The organism is Nonomuraea sp. NPDC003804, assembly GCF_040610675.1.
GTDB lineage: Bacteria > Actinomycetota > Actinomycetes > Streptosporangiales > Streptosporangiaceae > Nonomuraea.
This window is the reverse complement of the sequence record NZ_JBEXMT010000001.1, coordinates 1-17,699: the sequence shown is the minus strand read 5'-3', so window position 1 is coordinate 17,699 and position 17,699 is coordinate 1. Positions and strand designations below refer to the sequence as shown.

General features: G+C 73.3%; 18 protein-coding genes and 1 pseudogene. 9 read left to right on the top strand and 10 right to left on the bottom strand.

Annotation, left to right across the window (positions count from 1 at the left end; translation table 11 throughout):
• Positions 1-56: 56 nt before the first annotated feature.
• The 3 genes from ABZX22_RS00095 to ABZX22_RS00085 form a co-directional block, all read right to left on the bottom strand.
• Entirely contained in the window at positions 57-1,289 is a 1,233-nt protein-coding gene (locus ABZX22_RS00095) for an MFS transporter (RefSeq protein WP_354904233.1), read from the bottom strand.
• Between the two features lie 105 nt (positions 1,290-1,394).
• Positions 1,395-2,345 carry a cytochrome d ubiquinol oxidase subunit II gene (cydB, locus tag ABZX22_RS00090; protein ID WP_354904230.1) on the bottom strand — a complete coding sequence of 317 codons (951 nt, stop codon included), beginning with the start codon at positions 2,343-2,345 and terminating at the stop codon, positions 1,395-1,397.
• A 10-nt stretch (positions 2,346-2,355) separates the two neighbouring features.
• Complete coding sequence (locus ABZX22_RS00085) at positions 2,356-3,696, bottom strand: cytochrome ubiquinol oxidase subunit I (protein ID WP_354904228.1); 1,341 nt, start codon at positions 3,694-3,696, stop codon at positions 2,356-2,358.
• Positions 3,697-4,198: 502 nt separating this feature from the next.
• Between ABZX22_RS00085 and ABZX22_RS00080 the strand changes: the two genes are divergently transcribed.
• On the top strand, positions 4,199-4,951 hold the full coding sequence (locus tag ABZX22_RS00080) for a carbon monoxide dehydrogenase subunit G (protein WP_354904226.1): 753 nt from the start codon (positions 4,199-4,201) through the stop codon (positions 4,949-4,951).
• A gap of 10 nt (positions 4,952-4,961) precedes the next feature.
• On the opposite strand, the gene ABZX22_RS00075 is transcribed toward ABZX22_RS00080, so the two are convergent.
• Entirely contained in the window at positions 4,962-5,627 is a 666-nt protein-coding gene (locus tag ABZX22_RS00075) for a phenylalanine--tRNA ligase beta subunit-related protein (protein ID WP_354904224.1), read from the bottom strand.
• Between the two features lie 8 nt (positions 5,628-5,635).
• On the bottom strand, positions 5,636-6,025 hold the full coding sequence (locus ABZX22_RS00070; protein WP_354904222.1) for a LysE family transporter: 390 nt from the start codon (positions 6,023-6,025) through the stop codon (positions 5,636-5,638).
• Positions 6,026-6,053: 28 nt separating this feature from the next.
• Between ABZX22_RS00070 and ABZX22_RS00065 the strand changes: the two are divergent.
• The 4 genes and pseudogenes from ABZX22_RS00065 to ABZX22_RS00050 all read left to right on the top strand — a co-directional run.
• Positions 6,054-7,004: pseudogene (locus tag ABZX22_RS00065) on the top strand (PLP-dependent aminotransferase family protein); the annotation flags it as partial.
• Positions 7,005-7,126: 122 nt separating this feature from the next.
• On the top strand, positions 7,127-7,525 hold the full coding sequence (locus tag ABZX22_RS00060; RefSeq protein ID WP_354904219.1) for a hypothetical protein: 399 nt from the start codon (positions 7,127-7,129) through the stop codon (positions 7,523-7,525).
• Between the two features lie 34 nt (positions 7,526-7,559).
• On the top strand, positions 7,560-7,874 hold the full coding sequence (locus tag ABZX22_RS00055) for a metalloregulator ArsR/SmtB family transcription factor (protein ID WP_354904216.1): 315 nt from the start codon (positions 7,560-7,562) through the stop codon (positions 7,872-7,874).
• Positions 7,875-7,931: 57 nt separating this feature from the next.
• Complete coding sequence (locus tag ABZX22_RS00050; RefSeq protein ID WP_354904214.1) at positions 7,932-8,504, top strand: TetR/AcrR family transcriptional regulator; 573 nt, start codon at positions 7,932-7,934, stop codon at positions 8,502-8,504.
• Between the two features lie 65 nt (positions 8,505-8,569).
• Here the strand turns inward: ABZX22_RS00050 and ABZX22_RS00045 are convergent, their stop codons facing one another.
• The 3 genes from ABZX22_RS00045 to ureA are packed head-to-tail and all read right to left on the bottom strand — an operon-like array spanning position 8,570 to position 11,935.
• Positions 8,570-9,607: an agmatine deiminase family protein gene (locus tag ABZX22_RS00045; RefSeq protein ID WP_354904211.1), complete on the bottom strand. Its 1,038-nt coding sequence runs from the start codon at positions 9,605-9,607 to the stop codon at positions 8,570-8,572.
• 15 nt (positions 9,608-9,622) lie between these two features.
• The gene (locus ABZX22_RS00040) at positions 9,623-11,257 is read right to left on the bottom strand and encodes an urease subunit alpha (protein ID WP_354904209.1); all 1,635 of its coding nucleotides are present in this window, start codon (positions 11,255-11,257) and stop codon (positions 9,623-9,625) included.
• Positions 11,258-11,935 (bottom strand): urease subunit gamma, encoded by a 678-nt coding sequence (gene ureA / locus ABZX22_RS00035; protein WP_354904206.1) that lies wholly within the window; start codon positions 11,933-11,935, stop codon positions 11,258-11,260.
• Between the two features lie 140 nt (positions 11,936-12,075).
• Between ureA and ABZX22_RS00030 the strand changes: the two genes are divergently transcribed.
• Both ABZX22_RS00030 and ABZX22_RS00025 read left to right on the top strand, forming a co-directional pair.
• Positions 12,076-12,972 (top strand): hypothetical protein, encoded by an 897-nt coding sequence (locus ABZX22_RS00030; protein WP_354904203.1) that lies wholly within the window; start codon positions 12,076-12,078, stop codon positions 12,970-12,972.
• A 15-nt stretch (positions 12,973-12,987) separates the two neighbouring features.
• On the top strand, positions 12,988-13,587 hold the full coding sequence (locus ABZX22_RS00025) for a DsbA family oxidoreductase (protein WP_354904201.1): 600 nt from the start codon (positions 12,988-12,990) through the stop codon (positions 13,585-13,587).
• 106 nt (positions 13,588-13,693) lie between these two features.
• On the opposite strand, the gene ABZX22_RS00020 is transcribed toward ABZX22_RS00025, so the two are convergent.
• Entirely contained in the window at positions 13,694-13,921 is a 228-nt protein-coding gene (locus ABZX22_RS00020) for a helix-turn-helix transcriptional regulator (RefSeq protein ID WP_354904198.1), read from the bottom strand.
• Between the two features lie 526 nt (positions 13,922-14,447).
• On the opposite strand from ABZX22_RS00020, the gene ABZX22_RS00015 reads away from it, so the two are divergent.
• Together ABZX22_RS00015 and ABZX22_RS00010 are read left to right on the top strand one after the other, a co-directional pair.
• A complete protein-coding gene (locus tag ABZX22_RS00015) occupies positions 14,448-15,098 on the top strand; it encodes a DivIVA domain-containing protein (protein ID WP_354904196.1) in 651 nt (216 codons plus the stop codon).
• Between the two features lie 33 nt (positions 15,099-15,131).
• Positions 15,132-16,829 carry a hypothetical protein gene (locus tag ABZX22_RS00010; protein WP_354904193.1) on the top strand — a complete coding sequence of 566 codons (1,698 nt, stop codon included), beginning with the start codon at positions 15,132-15,134 and terminating at the stop codon, positions 16,827-16,829.
• 118 nt (positions 16,830-16,947) lie between these two features.
• On the opposite strand, the gene ABZX22_RS00005 is transcribed toward ABZX22_RS00010, so the two are convergent.
• On the bottom strand, positions 16,948-17,598 hold the full coding sequence (locus tag ABZX22_RS00005; protein WP_354904190.1) for a thymidine kinase: 651 nt from the start codon (positions 17,596-17,598) through the stop codon (positions 16,948-16,950).
• Positions 17,599-17,699: the final 101 nt, after the last annotated feature.

Below are 17,699 nucleotides of genomic sequence, written 5' to 3'. Positions count from 1 at the left end.
CGGGCCGAGGGCGCGGCGGCGACCCGCACCTGAAGGACCACCGCGTCAGGAGCTGATCAGCGGCCGGGCGGCTGCTGCGGCAGGTCGCGCATCGTCCGCAGCGGCGACAGCAGCAGCGGGATGACCGACAGCGGCGACAGTGCGCAGGCGATCCACAGCGCCGCCACCACGCCCAGGCGCTCGCCGAGCACACCGCCGATGAGCGCCCCCAGCGGCAGCGTGCCCCACACGATGAAGCGCATGGTCGCGTTCATCCTGCCCAGCAGATGATCGGGGGTGATCGCCTGGCGGAAGCTGAGCTGCGACACGTTGTAGACCACGATGCCGGCGCTGACCACGAACCAGGCGAGCACGTACAGGCCCAGCCGCCACCCCTGCGCCGCGAGCGGCACCAGCAGCATGAACGGCGAGGTGAGCAGGGCCGACAGCCAGATCGTCCGGGCCGAGCCCGCCCACCTCGACACCGGGCCCACCAGCGCCGCGCCCGCCAGACCGCCCACGCCCGCGGCCGAGAACAGCAACCCCATCACGCCCGGGCTGACGCCGACGACGTTGATGAGGAAGAGCACGGCGAGCGCGTTGTTCATGGCGTTGGCCAGGTTGGCCGAGGCCGTACAGGCGGCGATCATCCGCAGGATCGGGTGCCGCAGCACGAACGCCAGGCCCTCGCCGATCTCCCTCACCAGGCCGCGCCGCTCGTCACGGGCAGGGGTGTCGCTGTCGCCCTTGATGCCCGCCAGCAGCAGTCCCGACAGCAGGAAGCTGACCGCGTCGACCAGGATCGCCACCGGCGCCGTGACGAGATGCACCAGCCATCCGGCCGCGCCGGGACCGGCCACCTGCGCGCCCGAACGGACGATCTCCAGCTTGGCGTTGCCCTCGACGATCCGGTCGCGCTCGACCAGCGACGGCAGGTAGCTCTGGTAGGCGACGTCGAAGAAGACCGTCGCCACGCTGACGCACAGGCCCACCACGTACAGCTGCGGCATTGACAGCACGCCCAGCCACCACGCCACCGGCACCGAGGCCAGCAGGGCCGCCCGCGCCAGGTCGCCGGTGATCAGGATCGGCCGGCGGCGCAGCCGGTCCACCCACACCCCGGCCGGCAGCCCGATGAGCAGGAACGCCGCGGTCTCCGCCGCGACCAGCAACCCCATCTCGAACGGCGAGGCGCGCAGCGCCACGACCGCCACCAGTGGCAGCGCCACCATGCTGACCTGCGTGCCGACCTGGCTGATGGTGTCCGCGCCGAACAGCAGGAGGAAACCGCGATGCCGTAAGAGACCCATCTGCGGTATCCAACCAGACCGCGCGGGCAGGCTCCCCGCCCGGTCCGGTCGGCGGACGTGGGCCACCGGCGCCGCGGTATCGGCCGCCGTGCGGGGCGCGGCGGCCTAGTGGCCGATACCCGCCGGGGCGCCCTCCACCCGGGCGGCGCGCCCGGGGGCTGCGATCCGCTTCCTGAACACCCAGTACGTCCAGCCCTGGTAACCCAGCACGAACGGCAGGACCGCCAGGCCGATCCACGTCAGCACGCCCAGCGTGTAGGGGCCGGACGCGGCCTCGGCCAGGGTCAGCCCGGGCAGCGGCCGCTGCGCCAGCATCCCGAACACCGCGGCGGAGGTCAGGACGATCGCTCCCGCCGTGGCGGCGAACGCCCAGCCCTCCCTGCGCCGCCAGATCAGCGAGCCGCCCGCGGCCAGCAGCGCCATCGCGCTCACCGCGGCGACCCACACCGCCAGGTCGCCCTCGCCGGGGATGGACGACAGGGCCACGATCGCCAGCGGGATGACGGCGACGGTGGCGCCCGTCGCGACGGCGCGGGCGCGCTGCCGTACCCGGCCCTCGGTCTTGAGCGCCAGGAACACCGCGCCGTGCAGCAGGGTGACGGCCAGGGAGAAGGCGCCGCCGATCAGCGCGGCCACGCCGCTGTCCAGCAGCACGTCGGCGAAGACGGCGCCCCACAGGAAGGCGGGCAGCGCGCTGCCGGCCAGGATGCCCGCGTCGGCCCACGCCCGGTCGGCGGCGTGCTCCAGCTTGCCGCGCCACTCCAGCGCGACCCCGCGCACGATCAGCCCGACCAGGACCAGCGTCAGCGGCAGGTAGAAGGTGCTGAGCAGGCCCGCGTACCAGGCGGGGAAGGCGGCGAACATCGCGCCCACGGCGGTGATCAGCCAGACCTCGTTGCCGTCCCACACCGGGCCGATGGTCTGCAGGATCTGCTTGCGCTGCCCCTCGTTGCGGCCGAGGAACGGCGACAGCATGCCCACCCCGAAGTCGAAGCCCTCGAGGACGAAGTAGCCGGTCCAGAGGAAGGCGATGATGACGAACCACAGATCGATCACGGTGCTCTCCTCAGTACATCAGCGACGGCTCGCGCACCGGCTCGCGGACCGGCGCGGGAAGCGGTTCGGGACCCTTCTTGACGTTCCTGACCAGCAGGACGCCCTCGGCCACCGCCAGCAGGCCGTACAAGAGGGTGAACAGCGTCAGCGACGTGGCCACCTCGGCCAGCGACACGCCGGGCGAGACGCTGGAGGCGGTCAGCAGTTCGCCCGCGACCGTCCATGGCTGCCGCCCGATCTCGCTGAGCAACCATCCGGCGATGATCGCGAGCAGCGGCAGCGGGAGCGCCAGCACCAGCGCCCTGGCGTACCAGGACGGCACCTGCCTGCGCCTGCGGGTCAGCCACAGGCCGAGCAGCGACAGGCCCACGGTCGACAGGCCGAAGCCGAGCATCACCCGGTAGGACCAGAAGACGACCTGCTGGTCCGGGCGGTAGTCGCCGGGGCCGAACCGCTGCTCCAGGCGGCGCTGGACGTCCTCGGTGCCCTGGACGACGGCCTCGGTGTCGCCGGCCGACAGGAAGCTGAGCAGCTTGGGGATCTCGATGCCCGGCACGACGTGGAACGGCGCGCCCTTGGTGTCGTGCGTCAGGCCCTCGGCGGCGGCCAGCTTCATCGGCTGCTGCTCGTACATCAGCTTGGCCGACATGTCGCCGGTGCCGGCGACCACGGCCCCGGCGATCGCGGTCATGACCAGGGCGCCGCGCAGCGGGCCGCGGAAGGTCGTGTCGCCCTTGAGCAGCCGGTAGCCGCTGACCGCCAGCACGAACCCGCCGGCGACGATGAAGCTGGCCGCGACCACGTGCGGCACCTGGGCGAGCGCGGTGGAGTTGGTCAGCACGGCCCACAGGTCGGTCATCCTGGCCTTGCCGTCCACCACCTCGTATCCCACGGGGTGCTTCATCCACGCGTTGGCGGCGAGGATGAAGTAGGCGGAGATGTTCGAGCCGATCACCGCCGCCCAGATGGTCGCCAGATGGACTCGTTTCGGCAGCTTGTCCCAGCCGAAGATCCACAGGCCGAGGAACGTCGACTCCATGAAGAAGGCGACCAGCGCCTCCAGGGCCAGGGGGGCGCCGAACACGTCGCCCACGAACACGGAGTACTCGCTCCAGTTCATCCCGAACTGGAACTCCTGCACGATGCCCGTCACCACGCCCATCGCGAAGTTGATCAGGAACAGCTTCCCGAAGAACTTCGTCAGGCGCAGGTAGTGCTCCTTGCCGGTGCGGTGCCAGGCGGTCTGGAGTCCGGCGACGAAGACGCCGAGCCCGATCGTCAACGGTACGAACAGAAAGTGGTAGACGGTGGTCACCCCGAACTGCCACCGTGCCAGGTCAAGCGCGTCCATCTTCCCCTCAGCGGGCTTGGAGCTCTACGAGCTGTAGTTCTACTAGAAGTAGTACTACGGCTTGTAGAGCAATGCGACGGGGGAGCGCTGCGATCTTCGTCACAGACATGACTCGAGGGGTGCGAGGCCGCACACCTCGCACCCCTCGAGAGCCCCCTGGAGTTCCCCCTCCGAGGTCAACAATGGCCGGTCGGGGCGGTGCCGCGCGTCACCCGTGCGGCTGATCCTCCCCTACGCCGCCCGGCGGAGCGCCGCCCGGGGACATACGTCGGGATCGTCGTCGTCGACGGCCGGGAAGACCACCGCGCGTCGCGTGCGATCGAGCGACGACCCGGTGGGGGGCGGCGCGACCTCGCCGGCCGCGATCCCGGCCGGCGCGCGCACCAGGCACGTTGCCGCCGGTCGCCCCGTGACCGTGGGCCCCATCCTGCCATGGATCATGTGCCATTCTCGGCGTGAGTTGCCATGAGGAAGGGGCGCGGTGCTGCCTAGAGTGGCCTGTGTGAAGGTCGCAGGCAGTGCGGTGCTCGGCATCGGCAGAGATCGTGTGTGGGCCGCGCTCCAGGACCCGGCGGTGCTGGTGCGCACCATCCCGGGCTGTGAGCGCCTGGAGGAGACGGGCCCCGGCACCTACCGGATGACGGTCAGCGCCGGCGTCGCCTCGATCAAGGGCGTCTACCAGGGGGAGGTGGCGCTGTCGGAGCCGCTGCCGCCCGAGCGTTTCGTGCTGCGGGCGCGCGGGCAGGGCGCGCCCGGCACCGTCGACGCCACCGTGGAGGTACGGCTGGCCGAGGTCGAGGGCGGCACGCGCGTCGACTACGACGCCGAGGCCGTGGTCGGCGGCATGATCGGCGGGGTGGGCCAGCGCATGCTGGGCTCGGTCGCCAAGCGCACGGCGAGCGAGTTCTTCAGCGCCGTCGAGTCCCACCTGGTCGCCGGGGTGCCGGTCCACGTGGCGGCGGGTCAGGCCGCCCTCGCCGGATCGGTGGCCGCGCCCGGCCATCCGGTCCCTGCCGTGCCGGCGGCCGCCCTCGACCTGCCGCGCCAGCGGGGCGGCTCGCCCGCTCCGGCGCCCGCTTTCACAGCCGCTCCGGCACCCGCGGCCACGGGGCAGGTCTTCGAACGGCCGCAGCCGGTGAAGGAGCAGGCGCAGACCCGTCCGTGGGTCATGCTGGCCGCCTTCGGCATGGGCGCGGGCATCGCCCTGGGCAGCGCCGCCATCGGCTGGGTCCTGGGCCGCGCGGGCCGCCGCTGAGCCGGGGGCGCTAGTGGCTCCTGATCGAGGTCCGCGGGTCGGCCGGCCAGAAGCGGCGCAGCTCCTCGGCCAGCACCGCCGTCAGGTCCTCGACGTCGGCGCGCGCCGTGGCGTGCATCGCCTCGGCGACGATCAGGACGGCGCTCGTGCCGTCCCTGACGGCGGAGTGGCCACTCTGCCGGTTGGACCAGCGGCGCGCGTGCGCCCGCCCCTCGTCGTCGGCGAAGATCACCTCGCCGGGTTCGGGCCGCTCCACCTCGCCGCCGAAGGTGAGGTAGCTCTCGTCGCCGGCGGCGTAGCGGACCTCCAGGTCGCCCGCGACACGGGCGAGATCGAAGACCCCGACGGGGATGGCGTAGGCCAGCGAGATCGCGTTGCACAGGTCGATCAGCGGGTGGAGGCGCGGCAGCGCTCCCTCCCGCCGGAAGCGCCGCAGCAGCGACTCCGAGGCGCACCGGTACTGGGTCGGCTTCAGCCCCATCCGGGAGAAGGCACGGCGCCACGCCTGGATCTCGGGAAGATCGGCCTCGGTGCCCGAGGCGAGCCGTTCCTTGGCGACGGCGGTGAACCTGTCCAGGTCGGGCGCGGCGTCGGGCGTGATGCCGTCGGCGCGGACCACTCCCACCGCGAGCTCGGGGAAGTCGGACCAGACCGACGGTGAATGCTGGAAACGCATGAGGATCCCTAGAGGTCGGCGAAGGCGAGTCGGACGCCGAGAGCGACGAAGGAGGCGGCGAAGACCCGCCCCATCCAGGCCATCACCCTCGGCCGCGAGGTCACCTGGTCGCGCACCGAGGCGGCGCACACGCCGTACGCGGCGAACACGACGAACGTGACCAGCATGAACACCCCGCCCAGCCACAGCACCTGGAAGGCCGGCGGGCTGGCGTGCAGCAGCGCGGCGAGCCCGGTGATCGTGGCCAGCAGGTGCGGCACGATGCCGAGCGTGCAGCCGAGCGCGGCCACGACGCTCGCCCCCCGCCCGTGGGACAGACCCGCCGACAGCGTATAGACGACGCCGGTGCCCGGTGTGGCCACCACGACGAGCGTGGTCAGCAAGAACGCGAAACTCACCCGTCCACCCTGCCGCCACAATGGCCTGATGAACAGGTCCAAAGAGGGCGGCTTTGACAGGTCCATAACCGTCGGCTCCGATTTCCAGCACCTGGACCCCGGCGACGCGCCGCCGGGCGGGCTGTCCGACTGGCTGGCCGGGCGGCTCAGGCTGGCCATGGCCGACGGCCGGCTGCCGGTCGGCGGCAGGCTGCCACCGACCCGGGTGCTGGCGGGCGAGCTGGGCGTCTCGCGGGGCGTGGTCACCGAGGCCTACCAGCGGCTGCGGGAGGAGGGCCACGTGGCGGGCCGCGGCAGGGCCGGAACGGTCGTCGTCGCCGTCCCCGCGACGCCTCCCGCTCCCGGCCCGCCACGTCCGGCCCCGGTGGGCGTGCCGTTCGCGGGCGAGCCGGCGGCCGACGTCTTCGACGCGCTGCGCGCCGCCCCCGCCCGCATCGACCTGTCGCCCGGCCTGCCCGACCTGGCCGCCTTTCCCCGCGCGGCCTGGCTGAGGGCCGAGCGGGCGGTGCTGGCCCACCTGTCGGCCGCCGACCTCGGCTACGGAGATCCCAGGGGCGCGCCCGCCCTGCGCACGGCCGTCGCCCACTGGCTGGCGCGCACCAGGGGGATCAGCGCCGACCCCGGCGACGTCCTGATCGTGTCGGGGACCGCCCAGGCGCTCGGCCTGCTGGCCCACGTGCTCGGCGGCGACGGGATCGACGAGGTGGCGGTGGAGGAGCCGGGCTCGCTCGGCGCCCGCCAGCACCTCAACGCGGCGGGCGTGCGCACCCCGCCCGTCACCGTCGACGCCGAGGGCGTGCGGGTGGACGAGCTGCGCGCCCTCGGCTCGCCCGCCGTCCTGCTGACCCCGGCCCACCAGTTCCCCACCGGCGTGGTGCTCGCCGGGCGGCGGCGACGGGCGCTGGCCGCCTGGGCGAAGGCGGGCGGCCTGATCGTCGAGGACGACTACGACGCCGAGCACCGCTACGACCGCGCCCCGGTGCCCGCCGTCCGCTCGGTGCTGGCCGAGCAGGTCTGCTACGCCGGAAGCGTCTCCAAGCTGCTCGCCCCCGCCTGCGCCTGGGCTGGCTGCTGGCGCCCGCGCGATACCGGGAAGCGCTGGTGGAGGCCAAGCGGTTCGCCGACCTCGGCAACGCCGTCCTGCCGCAGCTGGTGCTGGCCGCCCTCATGGACGGCGGGGCGATGGAACGCCACCTGCGCCTGGTGCGCACCCGTCACCGGCGGCGCAGGGACGCCATGGTCGAGGCGATCGCCGCGCACCTGCCGGGGGCGGTGGTGCACGGGGCGGCCGCCGGCCTGCACCTGACGGTCACCTACGAGGCGGGGCCCGCCGACACGGAGCTGGCCGCGGCGGCGCTGGCCCACGGGGTGAAGGTGCAGCCGCTGTCGTGGCACGCCCAGCGTCCCGGCCGGCCCGGGCTGGTGCTGGGCTATGCCGCGCGGACGGCCGCGGAGATCGGCGAGGGCGTGGCGATCCTGGGGGACCTCCTGCGCGAGTAGACAGGCAACCATATGGTTGCCTATTCTGCCGGGTGTGGACGCGGTGTTCAAGGCGCTGGCCGACACGAGCCGCCGCAGGCTGCTCGACCGCCTCAACGAGCGCAACGGGCAGACGCTGCTCGAGCTGACCCAGGGGCTCGGCATGAGCAGGCAGGCGGTGAGCAAGCACCTGGCGGTGCTGGAGGCCGCCAACCTGGTCAGCACCGTGCGCCATGGCAGGGAGAAGCTGCACTACCTCAACCCTGTTCCCATCCACGAGATCGCCGACCGCTGGATCGGCCGCTACGAACGAGGGCGGCTGTCCGTGCTGCCCGTGCCCATGCGGGCTCGTGATAGATCCGGCCAGTGACGGCCCGCGCGCCGCGGGCGTGCTCGCGCCGTGCGGGCTCGTGATAGATAGGGGGACATGGGCAGACGGGCCGGGCGGCGCAGGCAGGACGTGCTCGAGGGGGCCGCGCGGGTGATCGCCGAGCGGGGCGCGGAGGCGACCAGGTTCGCCGACGTCGCCGAGGCGTCGGGGGTCCCGATCAGCACCCTGCAGTACTACTTCGGCAACCGCGAGGACCTGCTCGTCGCCGCCTTCCGGCACGCCGCGGCCACCGACCTCGAAACGGCCAGGCAGGGGCTGCGGGGCAGCCCCTGGGAGCGGCTGCTGCACATCGCCCGCCACGTGGCGGGCGAGGAGGGCGGCGGCTGGCGCGTCTGGGTGGAATCGTGGCGGTGGGCGCTGCGTGACGCCGAATGGCGGGGGGAGTTCCTGCGCGACTACGAGGCGTGGCGCGGACTGCTGGCCGAGGTGATCGCCGACGGTGCCGCCGACGGCAGTTTCGCCGCCGGCGACGACCCAGTCCTGCTGGCCAGCCAGGTGCTCGCGCTGCTCGACGGCCTCGGCATGCCCTCGGCACTGGCCGACCCCGCGCTCAAGGACCCTGAGGTGCTCACCGGGGCTCTCCGGAGGCTGCTGGCCGTGACGGGTTGACCCCGCTGGGCGTGACCCCGCTGGGCGTGACCCCGCTGGGCGTGACCCCGCTAGGCGTGACCCCGCTAGGCGTGCGCGCGGGAGACGGCGGGCTGCTGCTGGGTGATGCAGTGGATGCCGCCGCCGCCCGCGAAGATCTGCCTGGCGTCCACCAGCTCGACCGCCCGTGAGGGGAACACCTTGGCGAACAGCGCGGCCGCCTCCTCGTCGCGCGGGTCGTCGAAGGCGCACAGCACGACGGCGTCGTTGGCCAGGTAGTGGTTGATGTAGGAGTAGTCGACGGGCTCGCCGTCCACCTCGGTCACCGTGGGCGCCAGCACCTCGACGACCTCGAGGGCGCGGCCGCGGGCGTCGGTGAACGAGCGCAGCAGGGCGATGTTCTCGCGGCACACCTCGTGGTCGGGGTGCGACGGGTCGGGCTGGCTGTGCGCCAGCACCAGGCCGGGGCGGGCGAAGGCGGCGAAGACGTCGATGTGGCCGCGCGTGCCGTACTGGCCGTAGTCGGCGGTGAGGCCGCGCGGCATCCACAGGCACTTCTCGGCGCCGATGAACGCCTTCAGCTCGGCCTCGACCCGCTCGCGGGTCCAGCCGGGGTTGCGGAACGGGTCGAGCTGGACCGTCTCGGTCAGCAGCACCGTCCCCTCGCCGTCCACGTGGATGCCGCCGCCCTCGTTGACCATCTCCGACGCGTACGGCACCGCCTCGGCCATCTCCGAGACGAGCGTGCCCACCTTGGAGTCGTTGTCCCAGCGCGCGAAGCTCTGCTGACCCCAGCCGTTGAAGACCCAGTTCGCCGTGGCGAGCCCGCCCTTGCCGTCCACCAGGAAGGTCGGCCCGCTGTCGCGCAGCCACGCGTCGTCGATGGGCCGCTCGACCACGGTGATGCCGGGGTCGAGGTAGTAGCGGGCGTCGGCGCTCTCCCCGGTGTTGGCGACCATCACCACGGGCTCGTACCTGGCGATCGTGTCGGCCACCTGGCCCCACGCCCTGCGGGCGGCCTCGAGGTCGGTGAAGGTCGGGTTGGCGGTGGGGAAGGCCATCCACGTGCGGGCGTGCGGCTCCCACTCGGCGGGCATCCGGTAACCGGCGGCGGCTGGAGTCATGGCGTGTCCTTTGGGCTAGAGGAAGTACAGGCGGCTGAGCGGGACCGACGTGGCGGGCCCGACGCCGACGAGTTCGCCGTCGAGCGTGACCTGCCCGGTGCGGGGGTCCACCCTGACCTCGCCCAGGCGGTCGTTGCGCACCATCGAGGCGGGCCCGATCCCGCGCGTGCCGCGCACCGGCACCTGGCGGCGCCTGGTCGGCAGGGTCTGTGACACCCCGCTGACGAAGGCGACCGACAGCTCGGCGGGGGTGGCGCCGTGCCCGCCGAACTGCGGGCCGTACACCAGCGGCTGGCAGCCGTCGGTGGAGGCGTTCGGGTCGCCGGTGACACCCCAGGCGGGAAAGCCCGCCTTCAGCACCAGCCACGGCTTGGCGCCGAACGAGGCCGGGTCCCACAGCACGATGTCGGCCAGCTTGCCGACGCTGATCGAGCCGACCTCGTGCGACAGTCCGTGCGCGATCGCCGGGTTGATCGTCAGCTTGGCGATGTAGCGCAGCACGCGCGCGTTGTCCGGCTCGCCCGAGGAGAACCTGGAGGCCAGCTGGAAGGTACGGCGGACGGTCTCACCCGCACGGCCCATGCCCTGCGCGTCGGAGGAGGTGATGCCGATGACGCCGAGGTCGTGCAGCACGTTCTCGGCGCCCATCGTGCCCGCCCTGATGCGCTCGCGGGCGATGATCTGGTCGCTGGGCAGGTCGGGCTTGAGCCCGTGCGCCGCCACGATCATGTCGTAGTGCTCGCCCAGCGCGTCGCGGCCGAAGGGCAGCGTGGGGTTGGTGGACGAGCCGATCACGTTGGCGACGCCCGCCATGCGCAGCACGTTGGGGACGTGGCCGCCGCCGCAGCCCTCGATGTGGAAGGCGTGGATGGTCCTGCCGTCCAGGACGGCCAGCGTGTCCTCCACCGACAGGCACTCGTTGAGCCCGTCGGTGTGCAGGGCCACCTGCACGTCGTGCTCCTCGGCCACCCGCAGCGCGGTGTCGAGCGCCCTGGTGTGCGCGCCCATGTCCTCGTGCACCTTGAACCCGCACGCGCCGCCCTCGACCAGCGCCTCCACCAGCGGGTCGGCCACCGACGACGAGCCTCGGGCCAGGAAGCCGATGTTCACCGGCCAGGCGTCGAACGCGGCGAAGGCGTTGCGCAGCGCCCACGGCGAGTTGACGCCCACCCCCCACACCGGGCCGAACTCCTGGCCGATGATCGTCGTCACGCCCGACGCCAGCGACGCCTCCATGATCCGCGGCGACATCAGGTGGACGTGCGTGTCGATGGCGCCCGCCGTGGCGATCAGCCCCTCGCCCGAGACGATCGTGGTGCCGGTGCCGACCACCACGTCCACACCGTCGAGCGTGTCGGGGTTGCCGGCGCGGCCGATCGCGTGAATTCGGCCCCCGCGCACGCCGATCGACACCTTCCTGACGCCCAGCAGCGCGTCGATCACCAGCACGTTGCTGATGACCAGGTCGCAGGTCTCGCGGATGGCGGCGGCCTTCAGGTGCAGGCCGTCGCGGGCCGTCTTGGCGAACCCGGCCAGGAACTCCTCTCCCGGCTCCTGCGAGTCGTGCTCCACCTCGACGACCAGGCCCGTGTCGCCGAGCCGTACCAGGTCGCCCTGGCGCGGCCCGTGCACCCCGATGTAGTCGTCCACCTATGCCCCCTCGTATCCGCAGGCGCGCGCCCGGCGCAGCGCCTCCTCCTTCGCGCCCGGCGCGTCCAGCGGCCCGTCGACCAGGCCCGCGAACCCGACCGCGGTACGGGCGCCGCCGATCGCGACCAGCTCCACCTCCACCGTCGAGCCGGGGTCGAAGCGCACGGTCGCGCCCGCGGGCACGTTGAGCCGCATGCCGTACGCCTCCTCCCTGGGAAAGCGCAGGCGCGGGTTGGCCTCGAAGAAATGGAAGTGGGAGGTGACGGAGACCGGCACCTCGGCGGTGTTGAGCACCTCGAGGCGCACGGCCGCCGGCGGCAGCTCCCACGTGGACCTGGACACGACGGCTCCCGGCGCGGCGGCGCCGAGCGAGCCGCCGCCCAGCGGGTCGGTGACCACCGCCAGCCTGCTGCCGTCGTCGAAGACGGCCTCGACCGTCACCTGGGTGACGATGTCGGCCACCCCCGGCAGCACGTCGTCGGGGCCCAGGACGCTCTGGCCCGCGGCGATGGCCTCGGCCAGCCGGGCCCCGTCCCTGGCCGCCTCGCACACCGTGTCGGCGATCAACGCGGTCGCCTCGGGGACGTTCAGGCGCAGGCCACGGGCCCGCCTGGCGCGGGCCAGCTGCGCGGCGGTGAAGAGCAGGAGCCGGTCCCGCTCGGTCGGCGTCAAGCGCACCAGTGCCTCCTTCGTTCGATGGCCCGATGGCAACAGTGGAACATTCGCAGGTGGGAACCGCTGACGCGGGTGACCGTATCGTCATACAGGTTCGCCGTACAAGCTGTTGGAAAAGGATCTCCCGGCGTAGCGTGGCTGGTATGCGGGAGGCACACGCTGAAGACGCAAGGAACGAGGCCCGACGAGTCATCAACAACCTGCTCGGACAGGAGCGGCCGACGGCGGCCGCGCTGATCGCCGAAGCGCGCGCCACCCTGGGCGAGGACCGCACCTCCCGATGTCTCGAGCTGGCCCTCGGCGCGTCGCTGACCAGGCGTTCGGCCGAGCTGTCGGCCGTCGCCGCGCTCGTGGTCGGCGGGCGGGAGCTGGGCGAGGTCTGGTGGGAGTCCGAGCGGGGCGCCAAGCTGCCCGCCCCCGTCGAGGTGCTGCACACCGCCGCGGCGATCGAGCCGTGGACCGACCTGACGGTGCTGGAGATGCTGGCCGCGTGGATCGCCGACGACGCCGCCGACGAGCTGTGGGGACGCCCGGTGGCCGAGGTCGACCTCAACTCGTGGCAGGCCGAGGACCGCGTCGAACTGCCCGGCGGCGTCCAGGCGGGCGACCGGCTCGTGGTCCACTTCGACGCCGGCGGCAGGCTGGACGCCGTGGTGACCAGGCGATCCGACGGCGAACTCGGCTCCAACCTCGACTTCTCCTCCCTGCGCTACTCCAGGCCCGCCGAGGCGCAGTGGAGCTGGGGCGTGGCCGCGGGGCTCGGACCGCATCCGCTGCCAGGCGAGGAGCCCGACCCCTACGCGCGGACGGTGCCCGACGACGCGGTACGCATCCTGCGCGGGTGGGCGCTGGGCCACGGCGCGACACGCGAGCAGCTCGGCGAGGGCTGGTCGAACGTCGGCGACGTGGTGGGCGCGATCGAGCGGGTCGACTGGATGTGGCGCAGCGCCGAATGGTTCGGCTGGTGGCGCGGAGCGTCGGCGCTGGTGGACGCGTCGGGTTATCTTCCCCACAGGCTGGAAGAACTCGCGGCGGGCTGAGCGTTACGCCATGTCGTGAAAGTTGAGATCTTTTCCGACGTCGTCTGTCCCTGGTGCTACATCGGACACCGGCGCTTCGCCCGGGCCGCGGCGCGTTTCGCGGGCGAGGTCGAGGTGACCTACCGCCCCTTCGAGCTCAACCCCGACGCCCCCGCCGAGGGTGAGCCGCTGCTGGAGGCGCTCGGGCGCAAGTTCGGCGGCTCGGCCGCGCAGATGACCGAGCACGTCGCGGCCGTCGGCGCCGAGGAAGGGCTGGAGCTGCGCTTCGGCCAGGCGATCAGCGCGAACTCCTTCGAGGCGCACCGGCTGATCGAGCTGGCCGCCGGCCAGGGCCTGGCCGCCCGGATGGCGGACCGGCTGTTCGCCGCGCACTTCACCGACGGGCTCAACATCGGCGACCCCGAGGTCCTGGCCAAGCTGGCGGCCGAGGTGGGCGTCACCGAAACCGGGGAGGCGGCCGCGCAGGTGCGCGAGCAGCTGGCCAGGGCGCGCGAGCTGGGGATCACCAGCGTGCCGTTCTTCCTGTTCGAGGAGCGGTTCGGGGTGTCGGGCGCGCAGCCGGAGGACACCTTCCTGGCCGCGCTGGAGGAGGTCGCCCAGCGCACGGCCGGCTGAACGGCGCGCCCCGTCCCTGTCGGCGCCCCGTCCCTGCCTGCGGCCCGTCCCCTACGGCGGGCTGGGCCCTCCCGTAGGGCCGGTCCGGCCATCCCGTACGGCGGCCTCACAGCCCCAGTTCGACGGCCAGCCGGGTGAGCTCGGCCTTGCCGGCGATCCCGAACTTGGCCCTGACCCTGCGGAGATAGGTGTCGATGGTGTGCATGCTGACCCCCATGCGCCGCGCCGCCTGCGCGTAGGTGCAGCCGGCGGCGATGTGGCGCAGGGTCTCCGCCTCGCGGGGCGACAGGCTGGTGCGTTCACCGCCGCGGGCCCCTCGGACGAACAGGACCATCTCGTTTCTTCCGGTGACTCGGCGACGGCCGAGGAGACGTCGTGCTCCTCCGCCATGGATCTGCCGCCGCCGCGGCCTGATGTGCCGCGCCGGGACCGTGGGCGGCCGGCGCCTGCCGGTCCGCCCGTGACGGATGCGGACGCGGCCCGCCACGGCCCCGCCCCTTCCGCTGTGTGCTGTCGCTGAGATTTGTACCGGTATCTGGTTGCAAGTCGCTTTCGGGTGGCTTGCCGGGCGAGCGGATCGGGGAGGCCGCGTTGGACGTCGGCGGTGCCGGCGAGGCCGGGCTCGGCGGGTATGCGGGAGGCTGTCGCCGCGACGCTGTCAGGGTTCACGAGGCGCGCGGCGCACCCGTCGATCGGCGTGACCGGCCGCCCGGGTGACCCGCTCACGGCGTGGCCGCGAGGGCATGCTGGTCGGGCATGTCGGACCTCCTGGCCGCCGGGGCCTCCCGGCTTTACTTCCGAACATCTGGCCACACGTTTAAACGCAGTGCAATGACTCCATTACTCTCCGTATGGAGAGCATGGAGCACGTGCACGCTCACGGCCCCGGCCGGGCCTCGGACGGGGGCGCCGATCGGCTGACCCCCGCAGCGGTCCACCACCAGGTCTTCACCGTGGTACGGCTGCGCGAAGGCTACGACCTGGCCGAGGTCGACGCCTTCCTGGCGCGGGTGGAGGCCGGCCTGGCCCTGCTGTGGGAGGACAACGCCCGCCTGCGGGAGCAACTGACCGCCGGCCCGGTCGCCGCCCACGAGCGGGCCGGCCGGATCCTCGTCGAGGCTCAGGCGCGGGCTCTGGCCGTCGAGGACGAGGCTCAGGCGCGGGCGCGTGCCGTCGAGGACGAGGCCAGGGCGCGGGCGCGTGCTCTCGAGGACGAGGCGCAGGCACGCGGGCAGGCGGTCGAGGACGAGGCGAGGGCACGGGCCAGGACCGTCGAGGACCGCGCGCAGCAGTCCGCGAACGCACTCCTGGAGCGGGCCGGCGCCGCCTACCGGCAGTCGGCCGAGTTCCACCTCGACCAGCTGGCCCGCCTGGCCGCCGCCCACGGCGGGCACCTGCCCGACGGCCTCGCCGGCCATCTCGCCGAGCTGCGCCGCCTGCTGGACGGCACGCAGGGACGCGATCCCGCCACCGGACCGGCCGGGCACCCCCAGCACTCGTCCGTCGCCTGACCGCTTCACCATCCGCATCAGAAAGGCGGCGTCATGCCCGTGCCATCAGCGGCGCCCGCACTCGCCCTGACCCTGCGCCACGCCCTCGGACCCGACCTTCCCCAGCCGGCCGCCCCCACCTGGCCACCGGCCTGGCCACCCGCCGGGTCGTCGGCCTGGCTCGCCGCGACCCCGCCCGGCACCTGGCTGGCGGTGCTGCTGGTGTCGCTGTCGACGCTGGCCGGGGCGTGGCTGGCGCGCCGCAACATCGGCAGGATCGGGCTATGGCTGGCCGTCGCCTCCGCGCTGATGCTCATCACCGCCCTGGTGGAGCTGCTGCCCGACGCCTGGCACGAAGCCGGCGACACCGGCACCCCGCTGTGGCTGCTCGGCCTGTCGGCCGTGTTCGGCTTCGCGGTCATCACCTACTTCACCCGCAAGGGATGCGGCCACGCCCACGACCAACCCAGGCGCGGACAGCACGCCCCCGGCCTGCACCGCCGCGTCACCCGTGCCGTCGGCGCCGCGCTGTTCGGCGGGGTCGGCACCGCCGCGGCGCTCACCGTGCACCGCCTCGTCGAGGGCGCCACCCTCGCCCTGGCCGCCTCGGTGGTGGTCGTGGCGGCCCTGATGATCCACTCGGCCAGCGAGGGCCTGGCCCTGACCGCCCTCCTCGACCTGGCCCGCCGGCGCCTGACGCCCTGGCTGGCGGCGTCGTGCCTGAGTCCGGCGGTCGGCGTGGTCCTGGCCGTGCTCGCGCCCCTGCCGCCGTCGCTCGTGCCGCTGCTGCTCGGCATGATCACCGGCGTGCTGCTGCGGACCGCCGTCGTCGGTCTCAAGCTGGCCCGTACGGCGGGCGGCGGCCGGCTGTCGGCCCGCCACATGGCGATCACCGGCGCCGCCGTCCTGGTGACCACGACCCTGCTGGTCGCCGCCCAGTACGCGCTCGACGACAGCCGCACACCCCTGGGCCTCGGCACCACCTCCAACGCCATCAGCGGCCACACGACCACCCCCCACCAGACCACCGGCCAGGCGACCACTGACCAGACGACCACCGGCAGGGAGGCAGAGCAGGCGGCCACCTCCGCCGAGAGCACCGGCCAGGAGACGACCGGCCAGGAGACGACCGACCAGACGACAGCCGGCCAGGAGACGACCGGCCAGGAGACCATGGGGCAGAGCCCCGGACAGGAGAGCACCGGCCAGGCGACCGGGGAGCAGGGGACGACCAGTCAGGCGACCGGGGAGCAGGGGACGACCGGCCTGGCCGGGAAGCACGGGGCGGACGGGCACGCGACCGTCCCCGGCGAGGCCACAGGGCAGCAGGCCGCTGTCCAGACGGCCACTCCCGGCGCGACCGCGGAGCAGCCGACCCCCGGCCAGGCGAGCACCCCCCGCAAGACCACCGGGCACGCGACGACCGGCCGGGCGGGCGGCCGGACGGGCGGAACCCTCCTCACCCCGCAGGCGCTCCCCGCCCCGTCCGCGGGACCGGCGCCCGCTCTCAGCCGCGCGCAGCTGCGGCAGGGGCTGGCGGACGGTCGCCTGGACCTGGCCGGGCTGCTGCGGCGCACCGACGCCACCACCGCCGCCACGCCGGTCGGCTGGCTGCTGCGGGCGGTGCCGGAGTGGCGCGACCGCCCGGTCGGCAGGCTGCTGAGCAGGGGCGGAATCGCCGCGGACGCCACCGTCGGCGAGTTGACCACCCGCCAGCGCCGCTACCTGCTGCGCGCCCTCGCGCAGTCGTAGGCACGCCGGGCGTGTCGGCGCGCTCTGGCGCAGTGGCAGGCACGCCGGGTGTGCCGGCGGGCTCTGGCGCAGTCGCAGTAACGCCGGGCGCGCCGGCGGGACGAACTCTCGCCGGCGGTCAGGAGGCCGACAGGCTGGGCTCGGGCATCGCCAGCTGGCCCGACCGGTGGTGGCGCCGGCACAGCACCTGGTAGCGCACCGGGGAGGCGTCGGTGTCGCCGATCACCACCTGCTCGCCGCTGCGGGCCATCGTCCCGCCCACCACGCGGGCGTTCAGCAGGCCCGGGCGCCCGCACCAGCACAGCACCTCCACCTGCAGCCTGCACACCTCGTCGGCCAGCTCGAACAGGCGCTGGGCGGCGGGGAACATCTGCGAGCGGAAGTCGGAGGCCAGGCCGAAGGCGTAGACGTCGATCCCGTGGTGGTCGACCAGGTCGGCCAGCTGCTCGATCTGCGCCACCGTGTAGAAGCACGCCTCGTCGCAGATCAGGTAGTCGATCCGGTCGTGCGCCACCACCAGCGCGACCAGGTCGAGCCCGTCGTCCACCTCAATCGCGTCGAGGCCGAGCCCGATCCTGCTGGTGACCTGGGGCCCGCCCGACCTGTCGTGCTTGGTCAGCACCAGCCCGCGTCTGCCCTGCCGCCCGTGGTTGTAGTTCATCTGCAGCGCCAGCGTGGACTTCCCGCAGTCCATGGGGCCGAAGTAGAACTTCAGCACGGCGTCGCGGGCGGCCGAGGGGACGGGAGAGAGCGCGGACAATTCGGTCACAGGCCGCTAGTAGTACTTTGTTAGTTCGTCATGGTGGTCGTTGATGGCAGGTGGGGCATCGGCCGCTCCAGGTGGCTAACAGCACCTGGAGCATGTGCAGG

Coding starts and splice junctions, on each gene's coding strand:
- ABZX22_RS00095 (WP_354904233.1), bottom strand. CDS start 1,289: ATGGGTCTCTTACGGCATCGCGGTTTCCTCCTGCTGTTCGGCGCGGAC.
- ABZX22_RS00085 (WP_354904228.1), bottom strand. CDS start 3,696: ATGGACGCGCTTGACCTGGCACGGTGGCAGTTCGGGGTGACCACCGTC.
- ABZX22_RS00075 (WP_354904224.1), bottom strand. CDS start 5,627: ATGCGTTTCCAGCATTCACCGTCGGTCTGGTCCGACTTCCCCGAGCTC.
- ABZX22_RS00050 (WP_354904214.1), top strand. CDS start 7,932: ATGGGCAGACGGGCCGGGCGGCGCAGGCAGGACGTGCTCGAGGGGGCC.
- ABZX22_RS00045 (WP_354904211.1), bottom strand. CDS start 9,607: ATGACTCCAGCCGCCGCCGGTTACCGGATGCCCGCCGAGTGGGAGCCG.
- ABZX22_RS00030 (WP_354904203.1), top strand. CDS start 12,076: ATGCGGGAGGCACACGCTGAAGACGCAAGGAACGAGGCCCGACGAGTC.
- ABZX22_RS00020 (WP_354904198.1), bottom strand. CDS start 13,921: ATGGTCCTGTTCGTCCGAGGGGCCCGCGGCGGTGAACGCACCAGCCTG.
- ABZX22_RS00015 (WP_354904196.1), top strand. CDS start 14,448: ATGGAGCACGTGCACGCTCACGGCCCCGGCCGGGCCTCGGACGGGGGC.
- ABZX22_RS00010 (WP_354904193.1), top strand. CDS start 15,132: ATGCCCGTGCCATCAGCGGCGCCCGCACTCGCCCTGACCCTGCGCCAC.